This window comes from Hyphomonas sp. J20-32 (assembly GCF_055808555.1).
The window spans coordinates 3,123,242-3,148,319 of sequence record NZ_CM147873.1; the positions used below are offsets into that span (position 1 = coordinate 3,123,242).

General features: G+C 62.3%; 25 protein-coding genes. 9 read left to right on the forward strand and 16 right to left on the reverse strand.

Annotated features, from left to right (window positions below; all coding sequences use genetic code 11):
• The first annotated feature begins 74 nt into the window (after positions 1 to 74).
• The gene (locus AC0L7I_RS15135) at positions 75 to 635 is read left to right on the forward strand and encodes a YqgE/AlgH family protein (protein ID WP_473397259.1); all 561 of its coding nucleotides are present in this window, start codon (positions 75 to 77) and stop codon (positions 633 to 635) included.
• Here the strand turns inward: AC0L7I_RS15135 and AC0L7I_RS15140 are convergent, their stop codons facing one another.
• From AC0L7I_RS15140 to coxB, 10 genes are all read right to left on the reverse strand, one after another.
• Positions 636 to 1,715, reverse strand: a complete 1,080-nt coding sequence (locus tag AC0L7I_RS15140; RefSeq protein ID WP_473397260.1) for an EAL domain-containing protein — start codon at positions 1,713 to 1,715, stop codon at positions 636 to 638. It abuts the gene before it with no gap.
• Positions 1,675 to 2,244, reverse strand: a complete 570-nt coding sequence (locus tag AC0L7I_RS15145; protein WP_473397261.1) for a GNAT family N-acetyltransferase — start codon at positions 2,242 to 2,244, stop codon at positions 1,675 to 1,677. Before AC0L7I_RS15145 ends, AC0L7I_RS15140 begins: the two co-directional genes overlap by 41 nt.
• The gene (gene thrC / locus AC0L7I_RS15150) at positions 2,244 to 3,629 is read right to left on the reverse strand and encodes a threonine synthase (RefSeq protein ID WP_473397262.1); all 1,386 of its coding nucleotides are present in this window, start codon (positions 3,627 to 3,629) and stop codon (positions 2,244 to 2,246) included. The genes AC0L7I_RS15145 and thrC overlap by 1 nt, the downstream gene beginning before the upstream one ends.
• Positions 3,626 to 4,318: an SURF1 family cytochrome oxidase biogenesis protein gene (locus AC0L7I_RS15155; RefSeq protein ID WP_473397263.1), complete on the reverse strand. Its 693-nt coding sequence runs from the start codon at positions 4,316 to 4,318 to the stop codon at positions 3,626 to 3,628. Before AC0L7I_RS15155 ends, thrC begins: the two co-directional genes overlap by 4 nt.
• 87 nt (positions 4,319 to 4,405) lie before the next feature.
• Complete coding sequence (locus AC0L7I_RS15160; protein WP_473397264.1) at positions 4,406 to 5,284, reverse strand: cytochrome c oxidase subunit 3; 879 nt, start codon at positions 5,282 to 5,284, stop codon at positions 4,406 to 4,408.
• Positions 5,285 to 5,361: 77 nt separating this feature from the next.
• Entirely contained in the window at positions 5,362 to 5,940 is a 579-nt protein-coding gene (locus AC0L7I_RS15165) for a cytochrome c oxidase assembly protein (RefSeq protein WP_473397265.1), read from the reverse strand.
• A complete protein-coding gene (locus AC0L7I_RS15170) occupies positions 5,937 to 6,245 on the reverse strand; it encodes a hypothetical protein (protein ID WP_473397266.1) in 309 nt (102 codons plus the stop codon). Before AC0L7I_RS15170 ends, AC0L7I_RS15165 begins: the two co-directional genes overlap by 4 nt.
• A complete protein-coding gene (cyoE, locus tag AC0L7I_RS15175) occupies positions 6,246 to 7,199 on the reverse strand; it encodes a heme o synthase (RefSeq protein WP_473397267.1) in 954 nt (317 codons plus the stop codon).
• Positions 7,200 to 7,314: 115 nt separating this feature from the next.
• Positions 7,315 to 8,997 (reverse strand): cytochrome c oxidase subunit I, encoded by a 1,683-nt coding sequence (gene ctaD / locus AC0L7I_RS15180; protein WP_473397268.1) that lies wholly within the window; start codon positions 8,995 to 8,997, stop codon positions 7,315 to 7,317.
• A 25-nt stretch (positions 8,998 to 9,022) separates the two neighbouring features.
• Positions 9,023 to 9,997, reverse strand: coding sequence for a cytochrome c oxidase subunit II (coxB, locus tag AC0L7I_RS15185; RefSeq protein WP_473397269.1), 975 nt, complete (start codon positions 9,995 to 9,997; stop codon positions 9,023 to 9,025).
• A 155-nt stretch (positions 9,998 to 10,152) separates the two neighbouring features.
• Here coxB and AC0L7I_RS15190 point away from each other — a divergent pair, with 155 nt between their 5' ends.
• From AC0L7I_RS15190 to AC0L7I_RS15200, 3 genes are all read left to right on the forward strand, one after another.
• Complete coding sequence (locus tag AC0L7I_RS15190) at positions 10,153 to 10,707, forward strand: tetratricopeptide repeat protein (RefSeq protein WP_473397270.1); 555 nt, start codon at positions 10,153 to 10,155, stop codon at positions 10,705 to 10,707.
• A gap of 119 nt (positions 10,708 to 10,826) precedes the next feature.
• On the forward strand, positions 10,827 to 12,230 hold the full coding sequence (gene tldD / locus AC0L7I_RS15195; protein WP_473397271.1) for a metalloprotease TldD: 1,404 nt from the start codon (positions 10,827 to 10,829) through the stop codon (positions 12,228 to 12,230).
• A 111-nt stretch (positions 12,231 to 12,341) separates the two neighbouring features.
• Positions 12,342 to 12,773: a rhodanese-like domain-containing protein gene (locus tag AC0L7I_RS15200; protein ID WP_473397272.1), complete on the forward strand. Its 432-nt coding sequence runs from the start codon at positions 12,342 to 12,344 to the stop codon at positions 12,771 to 12,773.
• Positions 12,774 to 12,844: 71 nt separating this feature from the next.
• On the opposite strand, the gene AC0L7I_RS15205 is transcribed toward AC0L7I_RS15200, so the two are convergent.
• A complete protein-coding gene (locus AC0L7I_RS15205) occupies positions 12,845 to 14,644 on the reverse strand; it encodes a peptide MFS transporter (RefSeq protein ID WP_473397273.1) in 1,800 nt (599 codons plus the stop codon).
• 131 nt (positions 14,645 to 14,775) lie between these two features.
• The gene (locus AC0L7I_RS15210; RefSeq protein WP_473397274.1) at positions 14,776 to 16,155 is read right to left on the reverse strand and encodes a glutamate--cysteine ligase; all 1,380 of its coding nucleotides are present in this window, start codon (positions 16,153 to 16,155) and stop codon (positions 14,776 to 14,778) included.
• A gap of 105 nt (positions 16,156 to 16,260) precedes the next feature.
• On the opposite strand from AC0L7I_RS15210, the gene AC0L7I_RS15215 reads away from it, so the two are divergent.
• On the forward strand, positions 16,261 to 16,893 hold the full coding sequence (locus AC0L7I_RS15215; RefSeq protein ID WP_473397275.1) for a DUF6891 domain-containing protein: 633 nt from the start codon (positions 16,261 to 16,263) through the stop codon (positions 16,891 to 16,893).
• Here the strand turns inward: AC0L7I_RS15215 and AC0L7I_RS15220 are convergent.
• Positions 16,890 to 17,663, reverse strand: coding sequence for a 16S rRNA (uracil(1498)-N(3))-methyltransferase (locus AC0L7I_RS15220; protein WP_473397276.1), 774 nt, complete (start codon positions 17,661 to 17,663; stop codon positions 16,890 to 16,892). The two genes, AC0L7I_RS15215 and AC0L7I_RS15220, sit on opposite strands and share 4 nt — an antisense overlap.
• Positions 17,664 to 17,714: 51 nt before the next feature.
• Here AC0L7I_RS15220 and AC0L7I_RS15225 point away from each other — a divergent pair, with 51 nt between their 5' ends.
• Entirely contained in the window at positions 17,715 to 19,088 is a 1,374-nt protein-coding gene (locus tag AC0L7I_RS15225; protein WP_473397277.1) for an NAD-dependent succinate-semialdehyde dehydrogenase, read from the forward strand.
• Here the strand turns inward: AC0L7I_RS15225 and AC0L7I_RS15230 are convergent.
• From AC0L7I_RS15230 to AC0L7I_RS15240, 3 genes are read right to left on the reverse strand one after another with little or no spacing between them, the layout of a single operon-like run.
• The gene (locus AC0L7I_RS15230) at positions 19,060 to 19,362 is read right to left on the reverse strand and encodes a hypothetical protein (RefSeq protein WP_473397278.1); all 303 of its coding nucleotides are present in this window, start codon (positions 19,360 to 19,362) and stop codon (positions 19,060 to 19,062) included. The genes AC0L7I_RS15225 and AC0L7I_RS15230 overlap by 29 nt on opposite strands.
• On the reverse strand, positions 19,359 to 19,910 hold the full coding sequence (locus tag AC0L7I_RS15235) for a DUF2953 domain-containing protein (RefSeq protein ID WP_473397279.1): 552 nt from the start codon (positions 19,908 to 19,910) through the stop codon (positions 19,359 to 19,361). Before AC0L7I_RS15235 ends, AC0L7I_RS15230 begins: the two co-directional genes overlap by 4 nt.
• 15 nt (positions 19,911 to 19,925) lie before the next feature.
• Positions 19,926 to 20,285 (reverse strand): GerW family sporulation protein, encoded by a 360-nt coding sequence (locus AC0L7I_RS15240; protein WP_473397280.1) that lies wholly within the window; start codon positions 20,283 to 20,285, stop codon positions 19,926 to 19,928.
• Between the two features lie 168 nt (positions 20,286 to 20,453).
• Here AC0L7I_RS15240 and AC0L7I_RS15245 point away from each other — a divergent pair, with 168 nt between their 5' ends.
• From AC0L7I_RS15245 to AC0L7I_RS15255, 3 genes are all read left to right on the forward strand, one after another.
• The gene (locus tag AC0L7I_RS15245; protein WP_473397281.1) at positions 20,454 to 21,464 is read left to right on the forward strand and encodes an aldo/keto reductase; all 1,011 of its coding nucleotides are present in this window, start codon (positions 20,454 to 20,456) and stop codon (positions 21,462 to 21,464) included.
• 64 nt (positions 21,465 to 21,528) lie between these two features.
• Positions 21,529 to 22,674 carry a 4-hydroxybenzoate octaprenyltransferase gene (gene ubiA, locus AC0L7I_RS15250; RefSeq protein ID WP_473397282.1) on the forward strand — a complete coding sequence of 382 codons (1,146 nt, stop codon included), beginning with the start codon at positions 21,529 to 21,531 and terminating at the stop codon, positions 22,672 to 22,674.
• Between the two features lie 144 nt (positions 22,675 to 22,818).
• Positions 22,819 to 25,071, forward strand: a complete 2,253-nt coding sequence (locus AC0L7I_RS15255; protein WP_473397283.1) for a copper-transporting P-type ATPase — start codon at positions 22,819 to 22,821, stop codon at positions 25,069 to 25,071.
• Positions 25,072 to 25,078: the final 7 nt, after the last annotated feature.

Sequence of the window (25,078 nt, forward strand, 5' to 3'; positions counted from 1 at the left end):
TCGCCGCAAGCCGGATCGCCCTTGCCAAATCCCAAGCCATGCCTCAGCCTTGTTCGAACGGAGACCTTCGGCGCATGGATACAGACCTCACAGGCAAACTTTTGATCGCCCTGCCCGGCATCGGCGACTCGCGGTTTTCACGATCAGTCATCCTGCTCTGTGCCCACTCCCCGGACTTCGCCATGGGAATTGTGCTGAACAAGCCGATGGAGGGCATTCGCCTGCCGGAACTGTTCGAGCAACTCGATGTGGAGACCGAACTTGGCGTGCCCGACACACGTGTTCTCGACGGCGGCCCGGTCAGCACCGAACGCGGCTTCGTCATCCACACTGACGACGTGATCAGCGAAGGCGCAACGCTGGAGATCGACGGCGCTCTCTGCATGACCGCAACCCGCGACATGCTGCTGTTGATCGGCTCCAGCGCAGCCCCGCGAAAATCGGTTCTGGCGCTCGGCTATTCCGGCTGGGGCGCCGGGCAGCTGGAAGAGGAACTGGCTGCCAACGCCTGGCTGGTCGGCGACCCCGATGACGACATCGTGTTCGGCGATGACTATGACCTGAAATGGCGCCACGCCCTTGGCCGCATGGGTGTCGATTCCGGACGCCTCCAGGTCGATGGCGGCTCTGCCTGATCAGGCAGTCAGGAACGCAGCAGCCGATTCGGCGTTCATCGGCCGGGCAAAGGCAAAGCCCTGCACATGGTCAAATCCGAGGGCCCGCAATTTCACCGCATCATCCTTGTTCTCGACACCTTCCGCCGTGCTCGTCATGCCAAGGCGGCTCGCGAGCAGCGTAATCGTCGTCAGGATCGTGTCGATGCGTTTCTGGCCAAGGCGGCAAGTCAGGCCATGATCGATTTTCAGGCTGTCAGCCGGCAGGTCTGCCAGCCAGGCAAAGGACGAATGCCCTGTACCGAAATCATCGAGCACAAGGCCTGCACCAACAGCTTTCAGTGCCATTGCCGCGGCCAGCGCGTTGCTCACATTGCGCAGCGCCGCCTGCTCGGTCAGTTCGATCCTGAGTGCACCCGGCGGCAGCTTGTAACCGTTCATCAACGCCTCGACCAGGGCAGGCATAGTGCCCCGGGCGAGGTCGCGGGCGGTCAGGTTCACGTGCATGAACACATCATCCCGGCCGGATTTCTCCCGCAGCATCGCCAGCGTCTCGGCAGACCGGATGAGCATGTTCGACGCAAGCGCCTCGTCCTCGTATCGGCTGGGGGGCGACGTGCCTTCTGCGCCATCCCAGCGGGCCAGCGCCTCGAAGCCGGCGATGCGACCGTCGCGCAGGGAAATGATCGGCTGGAAGACAGGCGAAAGGTCCGGCCCCGGCTTCAGGTCGGACGGATCGATTTCCGGAAAGTCGTCCCCGACCAGCAACATGCCGCGCGCCTCGGATTGCCCGACAAAAGCGCCGACGAGGTGAACATCCCGCCCATTCGACAGCCGCAAGGCGCAGCGCACCGGGCCATCCCCTGTCTTGAAAGCCTTGCCGAGACGCCCGCGGCTGAGGCCTTCCAGCATCTGTTCAAGCGCATCTATCGACCAGTCTCCTGACAGGTCAGAGAGGGGCGTAGCCTTCGGCGCATCTATCAACAGGCGCTGGGTCGGCGCATGCCAGTGCCAGTTGCCGTGTGGCTGCTTTGGATTGGATTTGGCCATCATCTTGAATCTAGCTGCGTTCCGGTTGCCTGACGAGACCGAAAAGGACATGGTCGCGCCGCTCGCCTGCAATCTCGAGATAGGCGCGGGCATAGCCCTCTTCCTCGAACCCCGCCGCTTCGAGCACTTTGCGCGACCGGTTGTTCTCGGCCAGCGTCCCGGCCTCGATTCGCCAAAGTCTCAGATGCGCAAATGCCCAGTCGCAAACCGCGATCACGCTTTCGCGCATATAGCCTTTCCCTTCAAAGTCCGCTCCCAGCCAGTAGCCGAGACTCGCGCTGGAGGCTGGCCAGCTGCGCACATGTGTCAGAGAGGCGCCGCCGATCAGGGCATTGTCCGACATGTTGCGGATCAGGAATACATAAGCCTGCCCTGCCTTCCAGGCCGACGTCCAGGCTTTGAGGCGCCGCGCCCAGTCGGCTTTCGTGTGGGCGTCACCCGGCCAGAGCGGCTCCCAAGGTTCAAGGTGCTCGCGGCTCGCCGAACGCAGCGCGGCCCAGTCATCATAGTCGGCCTTGCGGGGCGGTGCGAGCACCACGCGTTCAGCCGAAATCAAAGTATCGCGCTGAAGGACAGCCATCAGGGGGCCGCTTTGATCTTGGCTTCAATCACACCGCGCACGGCTGCCACGTCGGCCGGGAGGCGGTCGAACACTTCGCCACGCGCGAGCAACGTGCCGCAACGGTGAGGCAGAGGTGCGTCGAGACCGGTCGCTTGCTTGACCGTTTCCGGGAATTTCGCAGCGGCCGCCGTGGCCAGAACCACGGTTGCAACATCGCTGCGCGGCGAGTGGCGCGCTTCGAACGTGCCCACCGCCGTGTGCGGGCAGATCAGCCACCCGGTCTCGGATTCGAATTTCGCCATTTCGCCAAGCGTATCGGCATTGTTGACCGCTGATGCGGTGATGCCGACGCAGCCAAGACGGCTCCTGGCAGCATCGGGCAACTCGGCGTCGCCCGCCTGCTTGTAACGGTCATAGACGCTGCGCACGGCATCGCCGTCACGGCCGGTTGCTTCATACAGCAGCCGTTCGAAATTGCTCGGCACGGAAATGTCCATGGCCGGGCTCGGCGTCGCAACGGCAGGTGCCCGCGACATGAGTCCCGTATTGAACAAGCGCGCCAGGGCATCGTTCTCGTTCACGGCGCAGGCAATCTCGAAACCGCCAGTCATCAATCCGCAGCGTGCCGCAACATAACCGGCAAGCGCATCACCCATGTTCCCGCTCGGCACCACGAAGCGAATCTTGCCGCCAAGGGCTGCCTGCGCGGTGGCGTAATAAACCGACTGCGCTGCAATTCGGGCCCAGTTGATCGAATTGACGCCCGAGAGTCCGACGCCGTCGGCGAAGGCCTTGTCGGCGAACAGGGATTTCACGATCGCCTGACAGTCATCGAAGTCGCCATCCAGGGCAAGGTTCGTGACATTGGACGCGCCGGTCGTGGTCATGAACAGGCGCTGGACAGGCGAGATGCGCTCGTGCGGGTGCAGGATGAAGAGGTCGGCATGCTTCGCGCCAGCAAAAGCCGCAGCCGCCGCGCCGCCCGTATCACCCGACGTCGCGCACACGATGGCCAGGCGCTTCCCGGTCTTGCCGAGCATATAGTCATAGAGTTGGGCGATGATCTGCATCGCCACGTCCTTGAACGCCAGCGTCGGTCCGTGATGCAATTCCATCAGCCAAAGGCCGGGGCCTGCCTGCGTCAGCGGGGCCACCGAATGGTGGGCAAAGCTTGCATAGGCCCGCTCGCACATGGCCAGCATGTCGGCTTGCGGAATGGCATCGCCTGCGAAGGCCGACAGGATGCGCGCGGCGACATGCGCATAGGGCTCATCCGGCTTGGGCGGCGCAATCTGTGGATAGGTTTCCGGCACATAGAGACCGCCATCGGGCGCCAGGCCCGCAAGGCAGGCGCCAATGAAATCTACTGGTGCGGCCTGCCCGCGTGTCGAGACATATTTCACGCATCGCTCCCTTTGCGCAGCCGCAGGCGGCCCGTTTGGTAATGGAAGGCGAGATACACGCCGAGCAGCGCGATGGCGAGCCCCCACCAGGTGATCGCATAACCGAAATGACGCTGCGGCGGCAGTTTGGAGTCAGCGCGAACACGCGCGAACGGGTTGTCGCCGACCATTGTACGGCCATTCTCGCTGAGCTGTATCGTGTCAGGTTCGAACACGCGGCCGTGCACACGACCGGCCTCGCCTGCGGGCAAGAGGGTTGCGAGGACTTGCGGATCAAGCGTGTAGAAGATGCCCGCTTCCGGACTGTCGGTTCCGCTGAAGGCATTGCGGCCACGCGGCACCTGGTAGAGGCCGCGCGCAGCAAAGCGCAGGCCGGCTCCGCATTCCGGGCCCTGGCAGGGCTGCGGCGGCTCGACCTGGTAGATTACTTCCGTCGGCGTGAAGACAACCTCCTCGCCAGTGTCGATGGCGACGACGCGCCGCCACGCTGCGGCGGCATCAATATAGGAATAGACCATGGACTCGCTGCCCGGCACGACCGTTCCGTCAATAACCGTCCATTCCGGCTCGGACTTGTCCAGCGCCATCTTCTCGAGGAAGCGGCCATATTGCCAGTTGCCGAGCCAGACCAGCAACGCAAGGCTGAGCACGGTGAACAGCGTGAGCACAGGCATCGGGCGAAATGACATGGCGGGCAGGCCTCTTAAGAAAAAGGCCCGCCGGGCGGTTGGACGCGCCGGCGGGCCTGGGATCGGGTCAGGTTCGCAAGAAGGCGCTTACTTGCCGCCTTCGAAAATCAGGTACGGCGCAACGTACACGAAGGCGAAGAGGAACAGCCACACCACATCGACGAAGTGCCAGTACCAGGCCGCAAATTCGAAGCCGAGGTGCTTCTGCGGGGTCATGCCGCCCATCAACAGGCGCATCAGGCAGATGGCGAGGAAGATGGTACCGATCACGACGTGCGCACCGTGGAAGCCAGTGGCCATGAAGAAGGCCGAGCCGTAAAGCGTGCCATCGTAGGTGAAGCCGGCATGGCTGTATTCGATCACCTGAAGCGCGGTGAAGCCCATGCCGAGCAGGATGGTCAGCAGCAGGCCAAGCTTGGCGCCGGACCGGTCATTGTGCTGAAGCGCGTGGTGCGCCCAGGTCACCGTGGTGCCTGACAGGAGCAGGACCAGGGTATTGATCAGCGGAAGGTGGAAAGGATCGAACGTCTCGACGCCGACCGGTGGCCAGTCCTTGAAGCGAGCCAATGCATCGGCATAGAGCGGGTTGGTCGCATCCCACGTGTCGCCGACACGCGCCTGATCGTAGATCGAAAATTCGAAAAAGCCCCAGAACCAGGCCACGAAGAACATGACTTCCGAGGCGATGAACAGGATCATGCCGTAGCGAAGGCCAATGCTGACAACCGGTGTATGGTCGCCAATAGCGCCCTCTTTGGCGACTTCGCGCCACCAGCCGATCATCACATAGGCGACCATGGCAAAGCCGAGGGCCATCAGCCAGATGCTGCCTTTTTCAAGGCCGAACAGGCCTTTCATGTAGGTCACGCCGCCGACGGCCAGTACCAGCACAGCCAGTGAGCCGATCAGCGGCCAGGGCGAGGGATTTACGAGGTGGTAGTCGTGTTTGACGTCGCCGCTGGACATGGCTTGGAAAACCCCTTGAAATTATCACGTATAGCTTTGCGCTGTTTAGCCCGCTCCGCGCCAAAAACGCAACCGGTTCAACCCGGAGCGGCTGAATTCGCCGCACCCCTGGCTTCCTGCTTGAGAGGCCCTTTATAGGCTGCACTGTCGAAAAACGTATAACTGAGCGTGATCGTCTCGAGCTGCCCGGCCACGTGATCATCGATCATGTCTGGGGAAATGAAGTAGACGACCGGCAGCTTCTTTAATTCGCCGGGCGCGATCACGCGCTCCTCGAAACAGAAGCATTCCAGCTTGTAGAAGTACGGTCCTGCAAAATGCGGTGTCACATTGTAGCTGGCAATGACGCGAATCGGCTTGTCCGTGGGGTTCTCGACCTCGAAGAAGGCGAGTCCGTGCTGGCCTATTTTCACTGTCTGCTCGCGCTGCAACGGCCGGAACACCAATGCCGTGTCGGCCACGTTTGCATCGAAACGCATGGTGACTTGTTGATCGAGGATTTCCTTCGGCGCGCGCGTCGCGATTCGGGTCGTGCCGCCGAAGCCTGTTATCTGGCAAAAACTCTTGTAGAGCGGCTCCGCCATGAACGCGAGGCCAAGCATCCCGGCGAACACGGCGCCAGCGATGAGGCCAATAGTGCGGTTGGACAGTTTCATTCCGGCGCCTCCGTCGGCTCCAATCCGGCGGGAGGCGCGGCCTGCTCCTCGGTCATGCCCGGCGGCAGGGCCGAGGCCTTGTCGACCGGAGCGGGGCTTCCGCTATTGCTGTAATAGAAGCCGGCGCCTTGGCTGAGATCAGTATTTGAGAGACGGATCATGGTCGTAATTGCCACGAGGACCACAAAGCCTAACAGGGCAAGCCCCAGCCAGACGTTTCGCTTCTTGCGCGCGGCCATCGCCGCGGGATCAAGGATCGGTGCATTGACGAACTCGCCAGCGTAAGGCTCTTTCTCGTCGGTCATCTAGAAACCCCTCACAGCGAAATACAGGCCGGTTGCACGCTCGATAATCAGCGCGGCGAAGACGATGAACAGGTAGAGGATCGAGAACAGGAACATCGACCGCGCCAGTTTCTTCTCGGCTGCCGTACAATCGGGATCCCCGGCCTTCGACAGGAAGACCCTGACAGCATAAGTCATGAAAACCGCGCCCAGCACGCCCGTCGTGGCGGCATAGATCCAGCCGCCAAGGCCGGTCAGCACAGGCGTCAGTGCCAGCGGAACGAGGATGATCGTATAAAGCAGTATCTGCAGGCGGGTCGCCTTGGCGCCATGTGTGACAGGCAACATCGGCACGCCCGCCTTCTCGTACTCACCATGCGCCAACAGGCTGAGTGCCCAGAAGTGCGGCGGCGTCCAGAAGAAGATGATGGCAAACAGGATCCAGGCATCGAGCGGCGTGTTGCCGGTCACGGCGGCCCATCCGATGACGGGCGGGAACGCCCCTGCCCCGCCACCAATGACGATGTTCTGAGGCGTCGAGCGCTTCAGCCACATCGTGTAGATGACGCCATAATAGAAGATCGAAAAGGCGAGCAGGGCGGCCGCCAGCCAGTTCGAAGCCAGCCACATCAGCATGACCGAGACGCCGGACATGATCAGGCCCATCGCGATGGCCTCCTCACGTGGCACGGCGCCGGACGGTATCGGTCGCGTGGCCGTGCGCGTCATGACCGCATCGATATCTGAATCGAACCACATGTTGATGGCACCTGCCGCGCCAGAGCCCAAGGCCACGGCCAGGAGGGCAATGGCGCCCATCAGCGGGTTGATGGGCGTGTCGGTGGCGCTCGCTGCTGCGATGAGTCCCGCAGCCGCTGTGAAGACGACGAGCATCATGATGCGCGGCTTCATCAGGTTCACATAGTCGCTCGCCGTGGCGTAGCGCTTTGTGGATGTGGCGGGTGCGTCTGTCATTGTCAGGGCCTTATGGGGCATTCAAGCGAAACGGCCCATACGCTTTTTCAGCGCAGGGCCGCCCCGATTTTCGTATCCGTATGCAGGCCCGAACCGGGGCCGGCAAACTGAGCGTCTAGTGGCCGCCCTTGGTCGTGACGTGCGGCAGCTCGTTATACTGGTGGAATGGCGGCGGCGAAGGCAGCGTCCATTCCAGTGTCGTTGCGCCCTCACCCCACGGATTGGCGACCCCTTTGCGACGGCGAACCATCGCTTCGATGAGGCCGACGAAGAAGACGAGTGTGGCAACGAGCGTGATCGCATAACCAACCGACGACACGAGGTGCCAAGTGTGGAAACCGTCAGCATAGTCGATGTAACGACGCGGCATGCCTTGCAGGCCGAGGAAGTGCTGCGGGAAGAACAGGACGTTGGAACCAATGAACATCAGCCAGAAGTGGAGACCACCGATCATGCCGTTGTACTTGATGCCGAACATCTTCTCGAACCAGTAGTACCAGCCTGCGAACAGGCCGAATACGGCGCCGAGTGACAGCACGTAGTGGAAGTGGGCAACGACGTAATAGGTGTCGTGCAGGGCATGGTCGATACCGGCATTGGCAAGCACGACACCGGTAACGCCGCCGACTGTGAACAGGAAGACAAACCCGATCGCCCAGAGCATCGGAACCTTGAAGTCGATGGAACCGCCCCACATCGTCGCGATCCACGAGAAGATCTTGATGCCGGTGGGCACCGCAATGACCATGGTCGCCGCGATGAAATAGGCCTTGAGGTCCACGTTCATGCCGACCGTGTACATGTGGTGCGCCCACACGACGAAGCCGATGACGCCGATCGAAACCATCGCATAGGCCATGCCGAGATAGCCGAAGATCGGCTTTTTCGAGAAGGTCGACACGATGTGGCTGACAATGCCGAAGGCCGGCAGGATCATGATGTAGACTTCCGGGTGACCGAAGAACCAGAACAGGTGCTGGAACATGATCGGATCGCCGCCGCCGGCGGGATTGAAGAATTGCGAGCCGAAATTGCGGTCTGTCAGCAGCATCGTCAGCGCGCCAGCGAGAACCGGCAGGGACAGGAGCAGCAGGACAGCCGTGACCAGCACGCCCCAGGCAAACAGCGGCATCTTGTGCATGGTCATGCCAGGCGCGCGCATGTTCAGGATGGTCACGATGAAGTTGATGGCGCCAAGGATCGACGCGATACCGGCCGTGTGCAACGACAGGATCAGAAGGTCCATGGCTGGCCCAGGGTGACCTGTTGTCGAGGAAAGCGGAGGATACAGCACCCAGCCACCGCCAAAGCCGTTACCGGCCGACGTGCCCGGAACAGCCATTGAGATACAGGCGAGCACGAAACCGGCAACCGTCAGCCAGAACGAGATGTTGTTCATACGTGGAAAGGCCATGTCCGGCGCGCCGATCATAAGCGGCACGAACCAGTTGCCGAATCCGCCGATCAGGGCTGGCATGACCATGAAGAAGATCATGATCAGGCCGTGATAGGTGATCACGGTATTGTAGAAATGCTTGGCATGCGCAATGGCCGCATCGCCCTGAACGCCTTGAAGGTGTTCGACGATCCAAAGCATCGGGCCGATGCCCGGCTCGGCCAGTTCCCAACGGATAAGGCCCGACAGCGTGTAGCCGACGATACCCGCACACAGCGAGAAGATCAGATAAAGTGTTCCGATGTCCTTGTGGTTGGTCGACAGGAACCAGCGCTTGAAAAAGCCGGGCTTGTGATCGTGGGCATCGTGGTGATGGTCGAGGGCGATTTCATCCATTGGCATGGCGGATCTACTCTTCTCTCAAAGCTTAGTGGTTGGCGGCGAGCTGGGTGCTCGTCTCAAGTGCGGCCATGGTCCGAACGGACGCGGCGGCGGCTTCATAGTCGCCTGCCAGCATCAGCTGGGCCCATGCATCGAATTGTTCCTGTGGCACGACACGCACCTCAATTGGCATGTAGGCGTGATCAACGCCGCATAGTTCCGAACACTGGCCGTAATAGACGCCCGGTTCGTCGACCAGGAACCAGCCTTCGTTGAGACGACCTGGTACAGCATCCGTTTTCACGCCGAAAGCAGGAACGGTCCACGAGTGGATCACGTCGGCCGCCGCAGTGTAATAGCGGATATAACGCCCAGCCGGGATGACCATCGGATAGTCGACGGCAAGGTTACGCGGACGCACGTCTGTATCAGTCGGATCGCCAGAGGTGCCCTTGTGGATGCCGTTGGATACGAATTCCAGCGCAACGCCATCGGCGTCAAGGATGTCTGGGTAGGAATAGGTCCAGTTCCACTGGTTGCCCTGGGCCTTCACGTTCACGAAGCCCTTGGCTGCGGCGTCCGGAAAATAGTTCTTTGTGTAGCGCTCGTAGGCTGCGGACTTGCCGTCTGCCAGCAGCTCAGCTGATTCGGTCTGGATCTTCTCAAGGTTCGGCACGACGTCCTGATAGTAGAGGTTCGGGAAGGACAGACCGGCAATCGCGACCAGGATCAGCGCCGGAACGACCGTCCAGATGACCTCGATCAGCGAGTTGTGGCTGAATTTGCGCGACACAGGATTGGACTTGCGATTGTAGCGCACCATGACCCAGATCAGCAGTAGCGACACGAAGATCGTGATCGCGGTGATGATCCACATGACATAGTCGTCGTGGAAGAAATGAATGCGCTCAGCAATGCGCGTTGCAGCAGGCTGGAAGCCGAGCGCCCCGTCGACGGGGGTGGCAGCGAAGGCCGGTGCAGCCAGTATTGAAGCGCACAAGGCGGCAAGGAAGTGTCGCACGAAGGAATCCTCGTCTCGTTGGAATTGCTCCGCTGTATCTATATCAGACCGCCCCCGCAACCCAGCAGTTTTGACGCTCAATATTGTCGCAGGCGCTCGCCGCTTTGGGGAATTCATGCTATTTTGGAAAAAACAATAAGAACAGGGAGACGACAATGTTGAAATTCCCGGCACTCGCGTTGATCGCAGTGACGCTGTCCGCCCCCTTGGCCATTGCGCAAGTAACCATTATCGGGGGCGGCATCGCCAAGGACTGCTACGAAGCGGCCAAGTATCAGCGCGTTTCCGCCAGCGAAGGCGAGAAAATCTGCACCAAGGCGATCGAATCCGAGATCATGAACGTGACGAACAAGGCCGCCACGTATACTAATCGCGGCGTGTTGCGCATGCGGGCGGGCAGGCTTGAGGCGGCCCTTTCGGACTATGACATCTCCAAGCGGCTAAATCCGGATGAAGGCGCAACCTATCTCAACGAAGGCGCCGCTCATATCATGCGGAAGGATTTCAATGCGGCCATGGTGTCGCTGAACAAGGCGATAGAACTCGACTCCCACGATCTCTACGCCGCCTATTACAATCGTGCGATCGCCAAGGAGCGCACGGGTGACATCCAGGGCGCCTATTTCGACTTCAAGCGGGCCGATGAACTGAACCCCGATTCAGACCTGGCCAAGCGCCAGATGGAACGTTTCGAAGTCACCACCAACTAGGCGTCCGTCGAATTTTGCACGCAGGTTGATCCGCGCGGCGGCGAGTTGGCCGCAGCCTCTGGTGCCGCATGACAGGCTTTGCCCTTGCTGCGGACGCCGATCACACGCATTTAGGATGGATGACCCAGACCCAATTGCCTTTCGACGTCGCCCGCGCTGCGGATATCCTGTCTGATGCCGTTTCCGGTGGAGACGACGGTGACCTGTTCATCGAGCGGTCGCGCTCTGAAAGCTTCATGTTCGATGACGGGCGGCTGAAATCGGCTGCGTTCGATACCGACCAGGGCTTCGGCCTGCGCGTCGTGGCGGGCGAGGCACAGGGCAGCGGATATGGCTCCGAACTGTCTCTTGGCGCGATTACCCGCGCGGCCCAGACGGCGTCCCAGGCCAAGCGCGGTTATTCCGGCAAGCTGGCCGACGGCCCGCAACCGACCAATCGCCGCCTCTATGCGCCGATTGACCCGACCTCCGCACCGGACTTCACGGTCAAGACCGGCCTGCTCGCCGAAATCGATGCCTGGACGCGGGCGCTTGATCCGCGCGTTGTGCAAGTCTCGGTTTCGCTCGCCGGCAGCCACCGGGAGATCGACATTGTCCGCCCGGACGGGGCGACCTTCTCCGAGATACGCCCGCTGGTGCGCCTCAACGTTTCGGTGACACTGGAAGAAAATGGCCGGCGCGAATCCGCAAGTGCTGGCGCAGGCGGCCGCGCCGCCTATGACGAGTGGATCCAACCTGAACGCTGGCAGGGCATGGTCCGCCGGGCGCTCGGCAAGGCCTCGGTGAACCTGCAATCCATCCCGACGCCTGCGGGCGTGATGGAAGTCGTGCTCGGCCCGGGCTGGCCCGCAGTGCTGCTGCACGAAGCCGTCGGGCACGGTCTGGAAGGCGACTTCAACCGCAAGGGCACGAGTGTCTATGCCGGACGGATCGGCGAACAGGTCGCCGCCAAAGGCGTCACCGTGATCGACGATGGCAGTATCGAGGCACGCCGCGGCTCGCTCTCCTTCGATGATGAAGGCACGCCGACCCAGCGCACGGTCCTGATCGAGGACGGCATCCTGAAGGGCTATATGCAGGACCGGCTGAATGCCCGCCTGATGGGCGTCGCCCCGACCGGCAATGGGCGGCGCGAAAGCTATGAGGCGCAGACCATGCCGCGAATGACCAATACGGTCATGCTGGGCGGCGACAAGGACCCGGACGAGATTGTCGCCTCGATCAAGCGCGGCCTCTGGGCCGTCGACTTCGGCGGCGGTCAGGTCGACATCACGTCGGGCAATTTCGTGTTCCAGTGCACCGAGGCTTACCTCGTCGAAGACGGCAAGATCGTTGCCCCGGTGAAAAACGCCACATTGATCGGCCACGGGCCGACCGTGCTGCAGCAGGTGTCCATGATCGGCAATGATTTCGCCATGGATGACGGCGTCGGCGTATGCGGCAAGGCCGGGCAATCGGTTCCGGTGGGCGTGGGACAGCCAACCCTCAAGGTCGGTGCCTTAACCGTTGGCGGCGCTGGATAAAATTCCTGTCATTTTGCCATGAGACTCTTGCGGCGTCGCAGGGGTTTTGCCACGTTGTTGCCACATTATCGGAGGGCCTGCCCTCTGGCAGCGTAGAGGTGAATGACGGCAATGAGAATTCAGTTCCTGACACTGGTATGCGGAGCCCTTGGCCTTGGTGGCGCGGCGATGGCGGATGTCGAAACCCTGAGCGCCGATTCGGCCTACCAGATGTCGCAAAAGGGCGAACTGGTCCTGATCGATGTGCGCACCCCGACCGAATGGGCAATGACCGGCATGCCGCGCGATAGTGTTGGCGCGACGCTTCAGGATATCGACTTTGTCGCACGGGCGCGGGGAGCGGTTTATGGCGATCTCGAACACCCCGTGGCGGTAATCTGCAAATCGGGCAACCGGTCGACATCTGCGGCACAGAAGCTGGTCTCGGAAGGATTCGCCCACGTGTTCAATGTGTCCGAAGGCATGACGGGGCATCTCGGCGACGGCGACGGCTGGATCAAGCGCGGCCTGCCCACCGATCCGTTCAATCCACCGATGCGATAGACTTGTTTTCGTCCAAAACGAAAAAGGGCGGCCCGCAAAGGCCGCCCTTCTTGTTTGGTATCGCTCTTTTCCTACGACATCTCGTCCGAAACCATCGGAGACTCTTCGGGCAAGTGGTCAGCCTTCATCCAGCTCTTGATGATCGGAGAGATCAGGAGCATCACCACGCCGACGCCCATGGCGACATATCCGACATTCGCATAGACGGCGGCATAATTGGCCTTGGCCGCGGCGACATCAGTGATCTGGCCGCCAATGGTTTCAGCACCGGTCCCGCGAGCGATGATGCCGGCAAGATAGTTCGACAGGCCGGAATAGAGGAACCATGCGCCCATCGTCATGCCAACGACACGCGCGGGTGCCATCTTCGTGACCGCGGACAGCCCGACAGGCGAGACCATGAGTTCACCCATCGTGTGCACCCAGTAGATCAGGAAGATGAAGTACACGGCCGTCAGGCCTGTCGACCCGGACGCACCAATCCCTGCCACAAGCGACAGGAAGCCGAGCCCGGCAAGGAACACGCCCACGGCGAACTTCACCGGTGTTGACGGCTCCAGCTTCCGTTTCGCGAGCGCAATCCACAGCCAGGCCAGGATTGGCGCAAAGATGACGATGTAGCCCGCATTCAACGCCTGGAAGACCGGCGCGGGCACTTCGACGCCAAACATGGTCTTGTCGACCAGACGATCAGTGAACAGGTTCAGCGAGGATCCCGCCTGTTCGAACAGCGCCCAGAACGGGATTTGTGCCAGAACGAAGTAGATCGCGGCAAACATGCGATTCCGCTCGGCGCCCTTCATGGTCACGAAAGCGTAGGTGACGAGACCAATGAACACGAGCACACCTAGGCCGCCGACAAATCCATCGGGAATGATCTCGGCATTCATGACAATCAGCATGGCCACGCCGATGATGACCAGACCTGCGAGATAGCAGGCCAGCTCCACGCTGATTGGGCCGAGGAAGGATTTTTTCAGCATTTCCGGGTTCGGTGGCTCCGCTCTTCCGCCAAGGTATTTCTGTCCCCACAGGAAGATGAGCAGGCCGCCCAGCATGCCAATGCCGGCGAGGCCGAAGCCCCAGGCCCAGCCATAGACGATGCCGAGAATACCGCAGGTGATCGAAGACAGGAACGCGCCAAGGTTGATGCCCATATAGAACAGGGTGAAGCCCGAATCACGGCGCGGGTCGTCAAACTCGTAGAGCGCACCCACGATCGTCGAGATGTTGGCCTTGAGGTACCCGACGCCGGCAATGATGAGGGCCAGCGACAGGTACAGGATGTTCATGTACAGGGCTTCGCGCTCGATCACGGTGGTGAAACCGTCTGCCGGTATGGTCCGGGCAACTTCCGCTGTTGGCTCTTTCTGGCGGTCGTCGGATGCGAGCACATTGATATCGCCGGTCTCGCCATCGAACACGATCCGCTTCAGGGATCCGTCGTCTTCAATGAACAGCTGGCGGTTGCTGCCGCGCCCTTCGTCAACAATCTCGATCCGGTCGGTGCCGGTGTCGATGATTTCCTTCGAGCCGGACCCTTCGAACGCCATTCCGAAATGCCCGAGGCACAGGAGGATGGCTCCGAACGTGACGGCTTTTCTCTGTCCGAGATACCGGTCAGCCAGCGTTCCGCCGATAATCGTCATGACATAGACCAGCGCCGTATAGGCACCGTACATCACCGCTGAGCGCTCGTCCGAGAACAGGAAATGCTGCGTCAGGTAGAGGATCAGCAGGCCGCGCATCCCGTAATAGGAAAAGCGCTCCCACATCTCGGTCAGGAACAGGATCAGCAGGCCCTTCGGATGACCGAAAAAGCTCGTGTCTCCCGCAACGGGATCAATCTTTGAAATCGTAGTATCTGTCACAGTGGCCCTCCCCAGGCTCGTTTCAGTCTGTGGCACGCACGCGGCGCAAGCGGGGAGTTTGACCACGCACCGCGCGAAGGCTCAAGGCAATTTGTGCTTAAGCAGGGCTCTGACAGCGCAAAAGCGTGCCCCTAATACGCCTCTTCCGCGAAAATCGGACGCACATCGCGGTTCCACGGGCCGTGATAGCGGGCCAGAAGGCGGTCGGCAGGGGTGAGCCCGGTGGTTGCGATATCGTCGAGTTCGGTGAGGTAGCCGGTCTCGTCGTCCCCGGACGTGGAGAGGTTCGCCCGATTCTTCAGGCCCTGCCGGGAAATGGCAAGCACCTGCTTGGCGAGATCCTGCATCGAGCCGCCACCGGGAACAGGCGTCCGCAAGCCCAGGGTCCGCACGCCCTGGCGCATGGATTCGCGCTCGGCAGCTGTCCAGTCCTTCACGAGGTCCCAGGCCGCATCGAGGCAGTCCGGGCAGTACATCAGGCCCGTCCAGAAGGCGGAGAAGGCACAGAGGCGGCTCCACGGACCGGCATCGGAGCCGCGCATCTCGAGGAAGCGCTTCAGGCGCACTTCCGGAAAAATGGTCGAGAGATGGTCGGCAAAATCGTCCATTGCGGGCTTTTCGCCGGGCAGGATCGGCAGCTTGCCGGCCATGAAGTCGCGAAAGCTGAGGCCGCTGGCGTCGAGATACTCGCCCTTGCGGCGGACGAAATACATCGGCACGTCGAGCGCATAGTCGACATATTGCTCGAAGCCGAAGCCCTGATCGAAGACGAAAGGCAGCATGCCCGTGCGGTCGGGGTCAGTATCGGTCCAGATCTGCGAGCGATAGGACAGGAAGCCGTTGGGGCGCCCGTCGAGGAACGGCGAGTTGGCGAACAGGGCGGTGCCAAGCGGCTGCAGGGCGAGCGATACGCGGAATTTCTTCACCATGTCGGCTTCCGAACCGAAATCGAGGTTCGCCTGAACGGTGCAGGTGCGGAACATCATTTGGCGGCCAAGGCGGCCGACCTTGTCCATATAGGCGGTCATGATGCGGTAGCGGCCCTTGGGCATGACCGGTGTTTCGGCAAGGCTCCAGAGCGGGCTGGCGCCGAGCCCCAGGAAGGCAATGCCCAGCGGTTCGGCCACCTGGCGCACTTCTTCCAGATGGCGGCCGACCTCGTTGCAGGTCTGGTGGATAGTTTCGAGCGGCGCGCCGGACAATTCGAACTGGCCGCCAGGCTCGAGCGAAACGCTGGCGCCGTTCTGTTTCAGGCCGATAAGGTGGCCACCCTCGACAATCGGCTCCCAGCCGAACTGGTCGCGCAGGCCTTCCAGCATGGCGCGAATGGATGCGTCGCCTTCATAAGGGAGCGGGCGCAAGCCATCCTTGATGAAGCCGAATTTCTCGTGCTCCGTACCGATGCGCCAGTCCGCCATGGGCTTTGACCCTGCGGCAAGGTACTCAACCAGTTCTGACTTGGATTCGATACGCGCGGAGGACTCGTCGATGTCCGACGTCGGTGTGGTCATCTGGTGCCTCCCATAAATCGGCGATGGAAGTGCACATAGGGATGTTTCATCCCGACGCCAACCGGGTTATCCTCTCGTCGGAAATGAGAATTCAGAGGGACCAGCGTGAACAGGCTGAAGGCAGACGAGCGTGACGACCTGAAAATGTGGGCGCATATCCACGTGCGGGGCGGCTATGAGGAAATCGACGAGATCGAGGAAATTCTCTTCGAACTCACCGAGGACTTCGAGACAACCATGTCCGAACGTGACCGCCGGGTCGAAGTGCGCCAGGCGCTGGTCACCGCCGTGCAGGCACTGGTCGATGAGCAGGAAAGCTGGCCGGTACTGACCGACTATGACCGCCTTGAACTGGCCATGGACACGCTTGAGGACAATGGGGTCGTTGCGCGGCAGAATTTCACTTGTTGCGGCAATTGCGGGGCTGCCGAAATCGGCGTGGAAATCGAAGACTATGAAGCGATGGGCCAGCAGGCCCGCGGCTACGTGTTTTTCCACCAGCAGGACACCGAAAGCGCCGTCGAAGGCCACGGCCTTTATTTCAGTTATGGCGCAGTGCGCTCGGAACTGGACGTTGCCCATATCGCCATCGCGCAGGAATTGTTCGACCTGCTGCAGGCGGTCGGCCTGAAGCCGCACTGGGACGGCAAGATCGATCACCGCGTCGGCGTTGTACTCGACTGGAAGCGCCGCTGGGTCGACGAAGTGCCGATGCCGCTGAAGCGCTGGTCGTTCTAGGCGCCCCAATCACCACACAAGGCCTGCCACAGGGTCATCGCTGCCACTGCCGCCGTTTCAGCACGCAGGATGCGGGGGCCGAGACTCACCGGATATGTATCCTTGAGGGCGCGCAAGTGTGAGCGTTCTGACGGGCTGAAGCCGCCTTCGGGACCGATCAGGATGGCGGCAGGACGGCGTTTGATCTCCGGCAGCACATTCGCCATCGGCCGGGCCCGGCCCGCCTGCCCGCCCCAGGGCGCATCCGCCTCATCGCCTGCTTCGTCGCAGTAGATCAGGGCCGTGCCGGATGGCAGGGCCGCGAGCGCGGCGTCGAGGCTGACAGCATCGGCCACGTCCGGCAGGTCGAGGCGCTCGGTCTGCTCGGCCGCTTCGAGGGCGATCTTCTGGAACCGGTCGAGGCGGACGTTGCGAGTTTGCGTACGCTCGGTGATGACGGGCTGGATGCGGGCGGCACCGAGTTCGGTCGCCTTCTCGACAATGAAATCCGTCTCGGATTTCTTCACCGGAGCAAACAGCAGCGTGAGCAGCGGACCGCCCTGCCCGGCCTGTTCGCGCAGCTGCCTGGCCGGAGTCATCTCGGCGCGACGGCCTTCAGCCTTGCTGATCTCGGCGCGCCATTCACCGTCTCGTCCATTGAAGACGCGGGCCGCATCGCCGAAGCCGAGGCGCATGACGCGTATCAGGTAATTCGCCTGCGCCTCGTCGAGGGCGAATGACTCGCCTGCGACGAGGTCGGCATTCACGAAAAGGCGAGGCATGGAACTCATCGGCGCTGTATATGCCTATATAGGTTTGAAGTTAAGCCGAAGGATCGCCTCATGAGCACGCCCGTCGTCACCTCGATCAACCCCGCCACCGGAGACGTCCTGCAGACATTTACTCCGTTCGACAGTGCCCGTGTCGATGCGGCGATCGACCGAGCTGACGCGTGTTTCCAGACATGGCGCCTGACCAGCTTCGCCGAACGGTCGCGCCTGATGCACAAGACCGCCGACATCCTGGAGAACCGAAAGGACACCTATGCCCGCACGATGGTGCTGGAAATGGGCAAGCCGCTGCGCGAAGCCGTCGCAGAGATCGAAAAATGCACCCTCGTCTGCCGCCATTATGCCGAGCATGCCGAAGCCTACCTCGCCGATGAGCACATCCAGACGGAAGCGAAACGCGCCTATGTGCGCCACCTGCCTGTCGGGCCGGTGCTGGCCGTGATGCCGTGGAACTTCCCGTTCTGGCAGGTTTTCCGCTTTGCCGCGCCGACCCTGATGGCGGGCAATGTCGGCCTGTTGAAACACGCCTCGAATGTGTGGGGCTCTGCCCTGAATATCGAGGCCGTGTTCCGCGAGGCTGGATTTCCGGAAGGCTGTTTCCAGACACTACTGATCGGATCGAGAACGGTTGAAGGCGTTATCCGCGACCGCCGCGTGAAGGCCGTGACGCTGACGGGATCCGGCCCTGCCGGACGCAGCGTTGCCAGCATTGCCGGCGACGAGCTGAAGCCCTCGCTGCTGGAGCTGGGCGGGTCGGACGCTTTTATCGTGATGCCGTCGGCGGACCTCGGCAAGGCAGTGGATGCGGCAGTGAAGTCGCGCACACGGAACAATGGCCAGTCGTGCATCGCGGCGAAGCGTTTCTTTGTTCACGCCCATATCTACGACGCATTCACTGAGGCCCTGGTGGCGAAGATCGACGCGCTGCGCGTCGGCGATCCGCTGCTTGACGACACTGATATCGGCCCGCTGGCAACCGAGGCCATTCGCGACGAACTCGCCGAACAGGTCGAGGCGACACTGAAGGGCGGCGCGAAGCGGATCAGCAAGCTGACAAAGGTCGCCGACACCGGTTGGTGGTTCGCACCACAGGTTCTGGCGGACGCGCCAGACGGGACACCAGGCGCGGATCAGGAAATGTTCGGCCCCGTTGCCAATGTCTGGCGCGTCGACAGCCTGAGCGAGGCGATTCGCAGGGCCAACCAGAGTGATTTCGGGCTCGGCTCTGCGATCTTCACGCAGGATGAAAGCGAGATCGAGCAGGTCTCGCGCGATCTTGAAGCCGGATCGACCTTCGTGAATGCACTGGTTGCATCAGACCCGCGCCTGCCCTTCGGCGGGATCAAACAGTCCGGCTACGGACGCGAGCTGGCGGCAGATGGCATCAAGGCCTTCGTTAACCGGAAGACGGTGCTGGTTGCATGAGGTGTCGAGCCTGTTCGCCCTCGGGATTCAGCCGGCATTCAAAATCCGCACGCTGGCCGGGAAACTGTGCGTCGAAATCGTCCGGGCTGATTTCCACTCCCTCCACATTGTAGGCGCGAGTCACGCCTGCGCCGTGCACTAGGACGGCGAGCGGTCTTTTGCGGGACTGGACCGCAAGGCGGCCGGGCCATTCATGGCATGTGATCGTGGTCTCCACGATGGCCGCGACCGCGACATCGCCAATCCGGACCGGCTGTTCCAGGGCGACCTTCATCGCCTCGGACCATAGGCGCGCCAGGCAAAGCGCAGGACGGGCGGCACGAATCCGAATGGGATGAACCGGATGACAGCGTCCGCCGCCCCGCGCAGGCAGCACTCATTGAAATTCGGGCGAACGACGAGGCTGACGGCTGGCGATTGCGGCATGGCATAGATCAGCGGTGTCAGCATACCGAACAACTGGCCGGTTTCTGCCGGGTCGCCCAGACCGAACTCGGCGTCGAGCGCGATGGACTCGACATGGACCGGTCGCCGCAGGCCAGCCAGCAGGTCCGGCGCCGCCGCAGCCATCCGGCGGACCCTGGACAAGGCCATGCCGCCCTTTTTCGTCTGCTTGCGTTCGGGCGGCGGGCCGGCGGGTGTCTCCGCTTCGCTGTCATAGATGCCCATGGCAGGCGTCAGGCCGCCGAGCAGGCGGGCCTTCACGGTCACGCGACGTTGCGGACGTGACCGGAAAGCCAGCTGAAGCTTCACCGGTGTGCCGAGCAAAAGGACCAGCACCATAAGCACCAGAACAAATGCCCCGGCCAAGGCTGCAAGCACGCCCGCCACCGCGGCTTACTTCTTCGTGGCAGGCTTGGACTCGCGTTCCGACGCCTTGTCTACGGCGTGGGCGGCCACTTCGCCGACGACTTCGGCGATACTGGACACAGCGCCCTTAATGCCTTCGACACGTGCACCGGCCTTGTCGATGATGATCGCGCCGAGCGGCTTGATTCCGCCGCCGGCGCCTGTGCCGCTATTGGCGCCATTCTTCTGGCTGGTGCCGCCGCCGGCGCCAAATCCGAAACCATAACTGACCATCGGGATGATCGTGGTCCCGTCGCGCTCAATCGCCTCACCCAGCACATTGCGGGCATCCAGCAGCTTTTCGAGTTCATCGACTGTGCCTTTGAGCAGCTTTTCAACATCTTCCATGGGGTGCGCCTCCTGTCTGGTGATCCCCGGTCATCCTGACTCCGCAGGCATGGCAGTGCCTTGACCTGAATCATCAGGCTCCGGCGCACTGTCACGCCATTCACAGGTTGCCCCGCTCGCCGTCTGGCGCCTAGTCTGTCGCAAAGAGGCCAGCAGAGAGACTTCGATATGAGCACAACACCGCGCAAGCTGGGGTCGGACACGGTTTATCCTGTGGGACTCGGTTGCATGAACTTGCATCATGGCTATGGGCCACCATCAGATGAGGGCGATGCGGCGGCGCTGCTGCACGAGGCGCTCGATCTCGGATACAATTTCCTCGACACGGCGACGATCTATGGTTTCGGCAAGAATGAGACGCTGATCGGCGAAACGCTCAAGGACAGGAAGAATAACTATCTGCAGGCGAGCAAGTGCGTGCTGATGTTCGATGGCGAGAAGCGGCGGATCGATGCACGGCCGGAGAGTATCAAGACCGCTTGCGAGGCCAGCCTGAAACGACTGCAGCGCGATGTGATCGATCTCTACTACATGCACCGGCCCGACAAGGCTGTGCCGATCGAGGATTCGATGGGCGCAATGGCCGACCTCGTGACCGAAGGCAAGATCCGCATGGTCGGCCTGTCGGAAATGGGCGAGGGCCTGCTGCGCCGGGCCCATGCGGTGCACCCCGTTTCGGCAATGCAATCGGAATATTCGCTGCTGACACGCAATCCCGAGATCGCGGTGCTGGATGCCTGCAAGGAGCTGGGCGTGACGTTCGTGCCCTTCTCGCCTGTCGGGCGGGGCTACCTGGCTGACAATCCGCCGGCGCCGGCCGATTACCACCCCAGCGACATGCGCCGCATCTTCCCGCGCTGGACCGAACCCTACTGGACCGAGAACCTGCCGTTGCTGAAACAGGCGCAGGAGATGGCAGGCGACATGGGGGTGACGACATCTCAGCTGGCGATTGCCTGGACCCTGGTGAAGGACCCCGATTGTGTGCCGATCCCCGGAACGACCAGTCGCAAGCACCTGCAAGACAATTTCAAGGCCGCCGAACTGGCGTTGTCGCCGGACCAGGTGGCATTGCTCGACGAGGTGTTCCAGCCGGAAGCCGTCAAGGGCCCGCGCTATTCTCCCGCCGCGCAGGCCTCGGTCGATACCGAGCAATTTGCGTTCGAGGAGACTGCCTGAGGCACTTTCGCGTGAGGGTTGCTTCATGCTGTGAAGTGCCGAAAATCCCTGTATAAGCCGCGCGATGAGCGAAATTGAAACTCCCGGCAGGCCAGCCCTGCGTTCCATTCCGGCTGACAGCGCCCTGCCCGGGCTGCTGGCGATGCTGCCGGACTGGACGCAGCCCTATGCCATGCTGGCGCGGCTGGACCGACCGGTCGGCATCTGGCTGCTTTTCCTGCCCTGCCTGATCGGGCTGGCCTTCGTGCGGATGCGCACCGGGCTCTATCTTGTCGACCTGTTCTGGGTTCCGCTGTTCCTGCTGGGCGCTGTGGCAATGCGCGGGGCGGGCTGTACGTGGAACGATATTACCGACCGGGACTTCGATGCGCAGGTGGCGCGCACGGCCCTCAGGCCGTTGCCCTCCGGCGCAGTAACCCTGCGCGACGCATTCACATTCCTGGGCGTGCAGCTGGCGATTGGGCTGGCCGTGTGGGCCTGCCTGCCGGGCGACGCGAAACTGGTAGCGCTGTTGGCACTGCCGCTGGTGGCGGCCTATCCGTTCATGAAACGGGTAACCTGGTGGCCGCAAGCCTGGCTGGGCCTGACCTTCAACTGGGGCGTTCTCGTCGGCGCGGCGACGGCGGGCAGCCTGTCGGTGCCGGTGTTCATTCTCTATGCCGGGCTGGTCCTGTGGACGATTGCCTATGACACGATCTATGCCCTGCAGGACCGCGAAGACGATGCGCTGATTGGCGTACGCTCGACAGCGCGCCTGTTCGGCAAGCGGGCCGTTCTGGTGGGCTTTTGTTTCCACATGGGCGCGGCGGCGCTGGTCGCGCTGGCGGCATTTAGCAACGGATCTGTCCGGGCAGGTGCGGTGACGGCGCTGGCCTTCCTGGGCCACGGCCTGTGGCAGGTGGTGCGCCTGAAATCCAGCCAGGAGCAGGACGCGCTGGGCGTGTTCAAGTCAAATGTCTGGGCTGGGGCGATCCTTGCCGGCGGCTTCCTGCTGGCGGCGATGCTGCCGACGCCGGAACCGCGCTCGCTGTTCGCCGAACATGAGACCGTGCCGGTGGGACCGCCGGAAGCACTCGTCCTGCCCTTCGGCCTGGAACTGAAGCGCGAGCAGCAGATTTCGCGCACCGAAACCTGGATGGCGAGCGATGTTCTTCGGGCACTGGAGCAAGAGGGCGTGTTGGTGGAACCTGGCGCCTCCGCACAGGATTAACGTCCGGTCCGAACGGCCGGCCCGTCCCAGATCATTCAAAAAAATGTGGCAACCCGCCGGACGGCGAAGCTGGCGCACGGCATCTTGAATATACCCCCATGGGGTATTATGTGGGCGTAAGGCAACCCCCGGAGCGTCTGCATCATGGATACGTCTTCCCACACCCACACACATCACGCGCACACAGCCGCTGACTCGCCCGAACCGCATGCTTGCTGCCACGGCGGCGGCGAAGCGACGAAACCGGACTCGGCTTATGATCATGTACCTGAAAGCTTTTCCGGCACGGTGTGGACCTGCCCGATGCATCCGCAGGTGCGCGAGACGTCGAACTCTGGCTGCCCGATCTGCGGCATGTCGCTGGAACCGGAGTCTGTGTCGCTGGACGAGGATACGAGCGAACTGGATGGTATGACGCGCCGGTTCTGGATCAGCGCCGCATTTGCCCTGCCCCTGTTTGTCTATGCGATGAGCGACATGATTCCCGGCCAGCCCATGCACGGGATAGTCCCACCCGGCGTGGCGCAATGGATACAACTGACCCTGGCCGCGCCGGTGGTGCTGTGGGGCGCGGCACCCTTCTTCAGCCGCGGCTGGCGCTCGATCCGGACATGGAACCCGAACATGTTCACGCTGATCGCGCTGGGCGTCGGCACGGCCTTCCTGTTCAGCCTGGTCGCGACCATCGCACCAGGCCTGTTTCCTGATGCGTTCCGGGACATGAACGGAAACGTCCACGTCTATTACGAAGCGGCAGCAGTGATCACGGCGCTGGTCCTGCTGGGGCAGGTCCTGGAACTGCGCGCGCGCAGCGCCACGTCCGGTGCAATTCGCGCCCTGCTGCAATTGACCCCGCCAACGGCACGGATCATCCGCGCGGACGGCAGCGAGGAAGATGTCGATCTCGACGCAGTCAAATCCAGCGACCGTCTACGCATCCGCCCCGGCGAGAAAGTACCCGTGGACGGCGAGGTGGCCGAGGGCCATTCCTCCGTCGACGAATCCATGGTGTCAGGCGAGCCCGTACCGGTCGCAAAAGTGGCGGGCGACGCGGTCACAGGCGGCACGGTGAACACGACCGGCAGCCTGGTGATGACCGCAACGCGCGTTGGCGAAGACACCGTGCTGGCGCAGATCGTGCGCATGGTGGCCGAGGCGCAGCGCTCGCGGGCACCGATCCAGCGGCTGGCGGATATTGTCGCGGCCTGGTTCGTACCGGCGGTTGTGGCGTCAGCGGTGCTGACCTTCATCGTGTGGGCCATGTTCGGGCCGGACCCGGCGCTGGCCTTCGCGCTGGTCAATGCCGTGGCCGTCCTGATCATTGCCTGCCCGTGCGCACTTGGCCTGGCAACGCCGATGTCGATCATGGTGGGCACCGGCAAGGGCGCACAGAACGGCATCCTGATCCGCAATGCCGAGGCGCTGGAGACGCTGGAGAAAGTGGATACTGTCGTGGTCGACAAGACCGGCACGCTGACCGAGGGCAAGCCGAAACTGGTAACCGTGGCGCCCGCCGATGGCTGGGACGAAACCGGACTGCTGACGCTTGTCGCGGCGGTGGAAGCGGCGAGCGAACATCCACTGGCAGCCGCTATCGTTCGCGGCGCGGAAGCGCGCGGCATCAGGGTGACGGCGGCAGAAGACTTTGAGTCCGTCACGGGCGAAGGCGCGCAAGGCACAGTGGATGGCAAGTCGGTCGCCATCGGCAATGCGAAGATGATGCGCCGGTTCGGCGGATTCGATGATGCGCGGGCCAAGGCCGCCCAAGCGTACAGGGAAAGCGGCCAGACCGTGATGTTCGTTGCGGTTGACGGCAAGGCGGCAGGCCTGGTCGGCGTTGCTGACCCGATCAAAGCAACCACGAAAGAAGCCATTGCGCGCTTGCACGCGCAGGGCCTGAACGTGGTGATGCTGACCGGTGACAGCGAGGCGACGGCGCAGGCCGTGGCCCGGCAGGTGGGCATTGACGACGTGCGCGCCGATGTCTCGCCGGAGGACAAGAACCGGATCGTGAGGGAACTGCAGGCGGGCGGCGCTGTGGTGGCGATGGCGGGCGACGGCATCAATGATGCTCCGGCGCTGGCGCAGGCCGATGTCGGTATCGCGATGGGCACCGGCACGGACGTGGCCATGCAAAGCGCCGGCGTGACGCTGGTGAAGGGCGACATGCTGGGCATTGCCCGGGCGACCGCGCTTAGCCGTGCAACCATGCGCAATATCCGGCAGAACCTGTTCTTCGCCTTCGTCTACAATACGCTGGGCGTGCCGCTCGCGGCCGGCGTGCTCTACCCCGTGTTCGGCCTGTTGCTGAGCCCGATGATCGCCGCCGCTGCGATGAGCCTGTCATCGGTGTCGGTGATCGGCAATGCGCTGCGCCTGCGCCGTGTGAAACTGTGAGGAATTT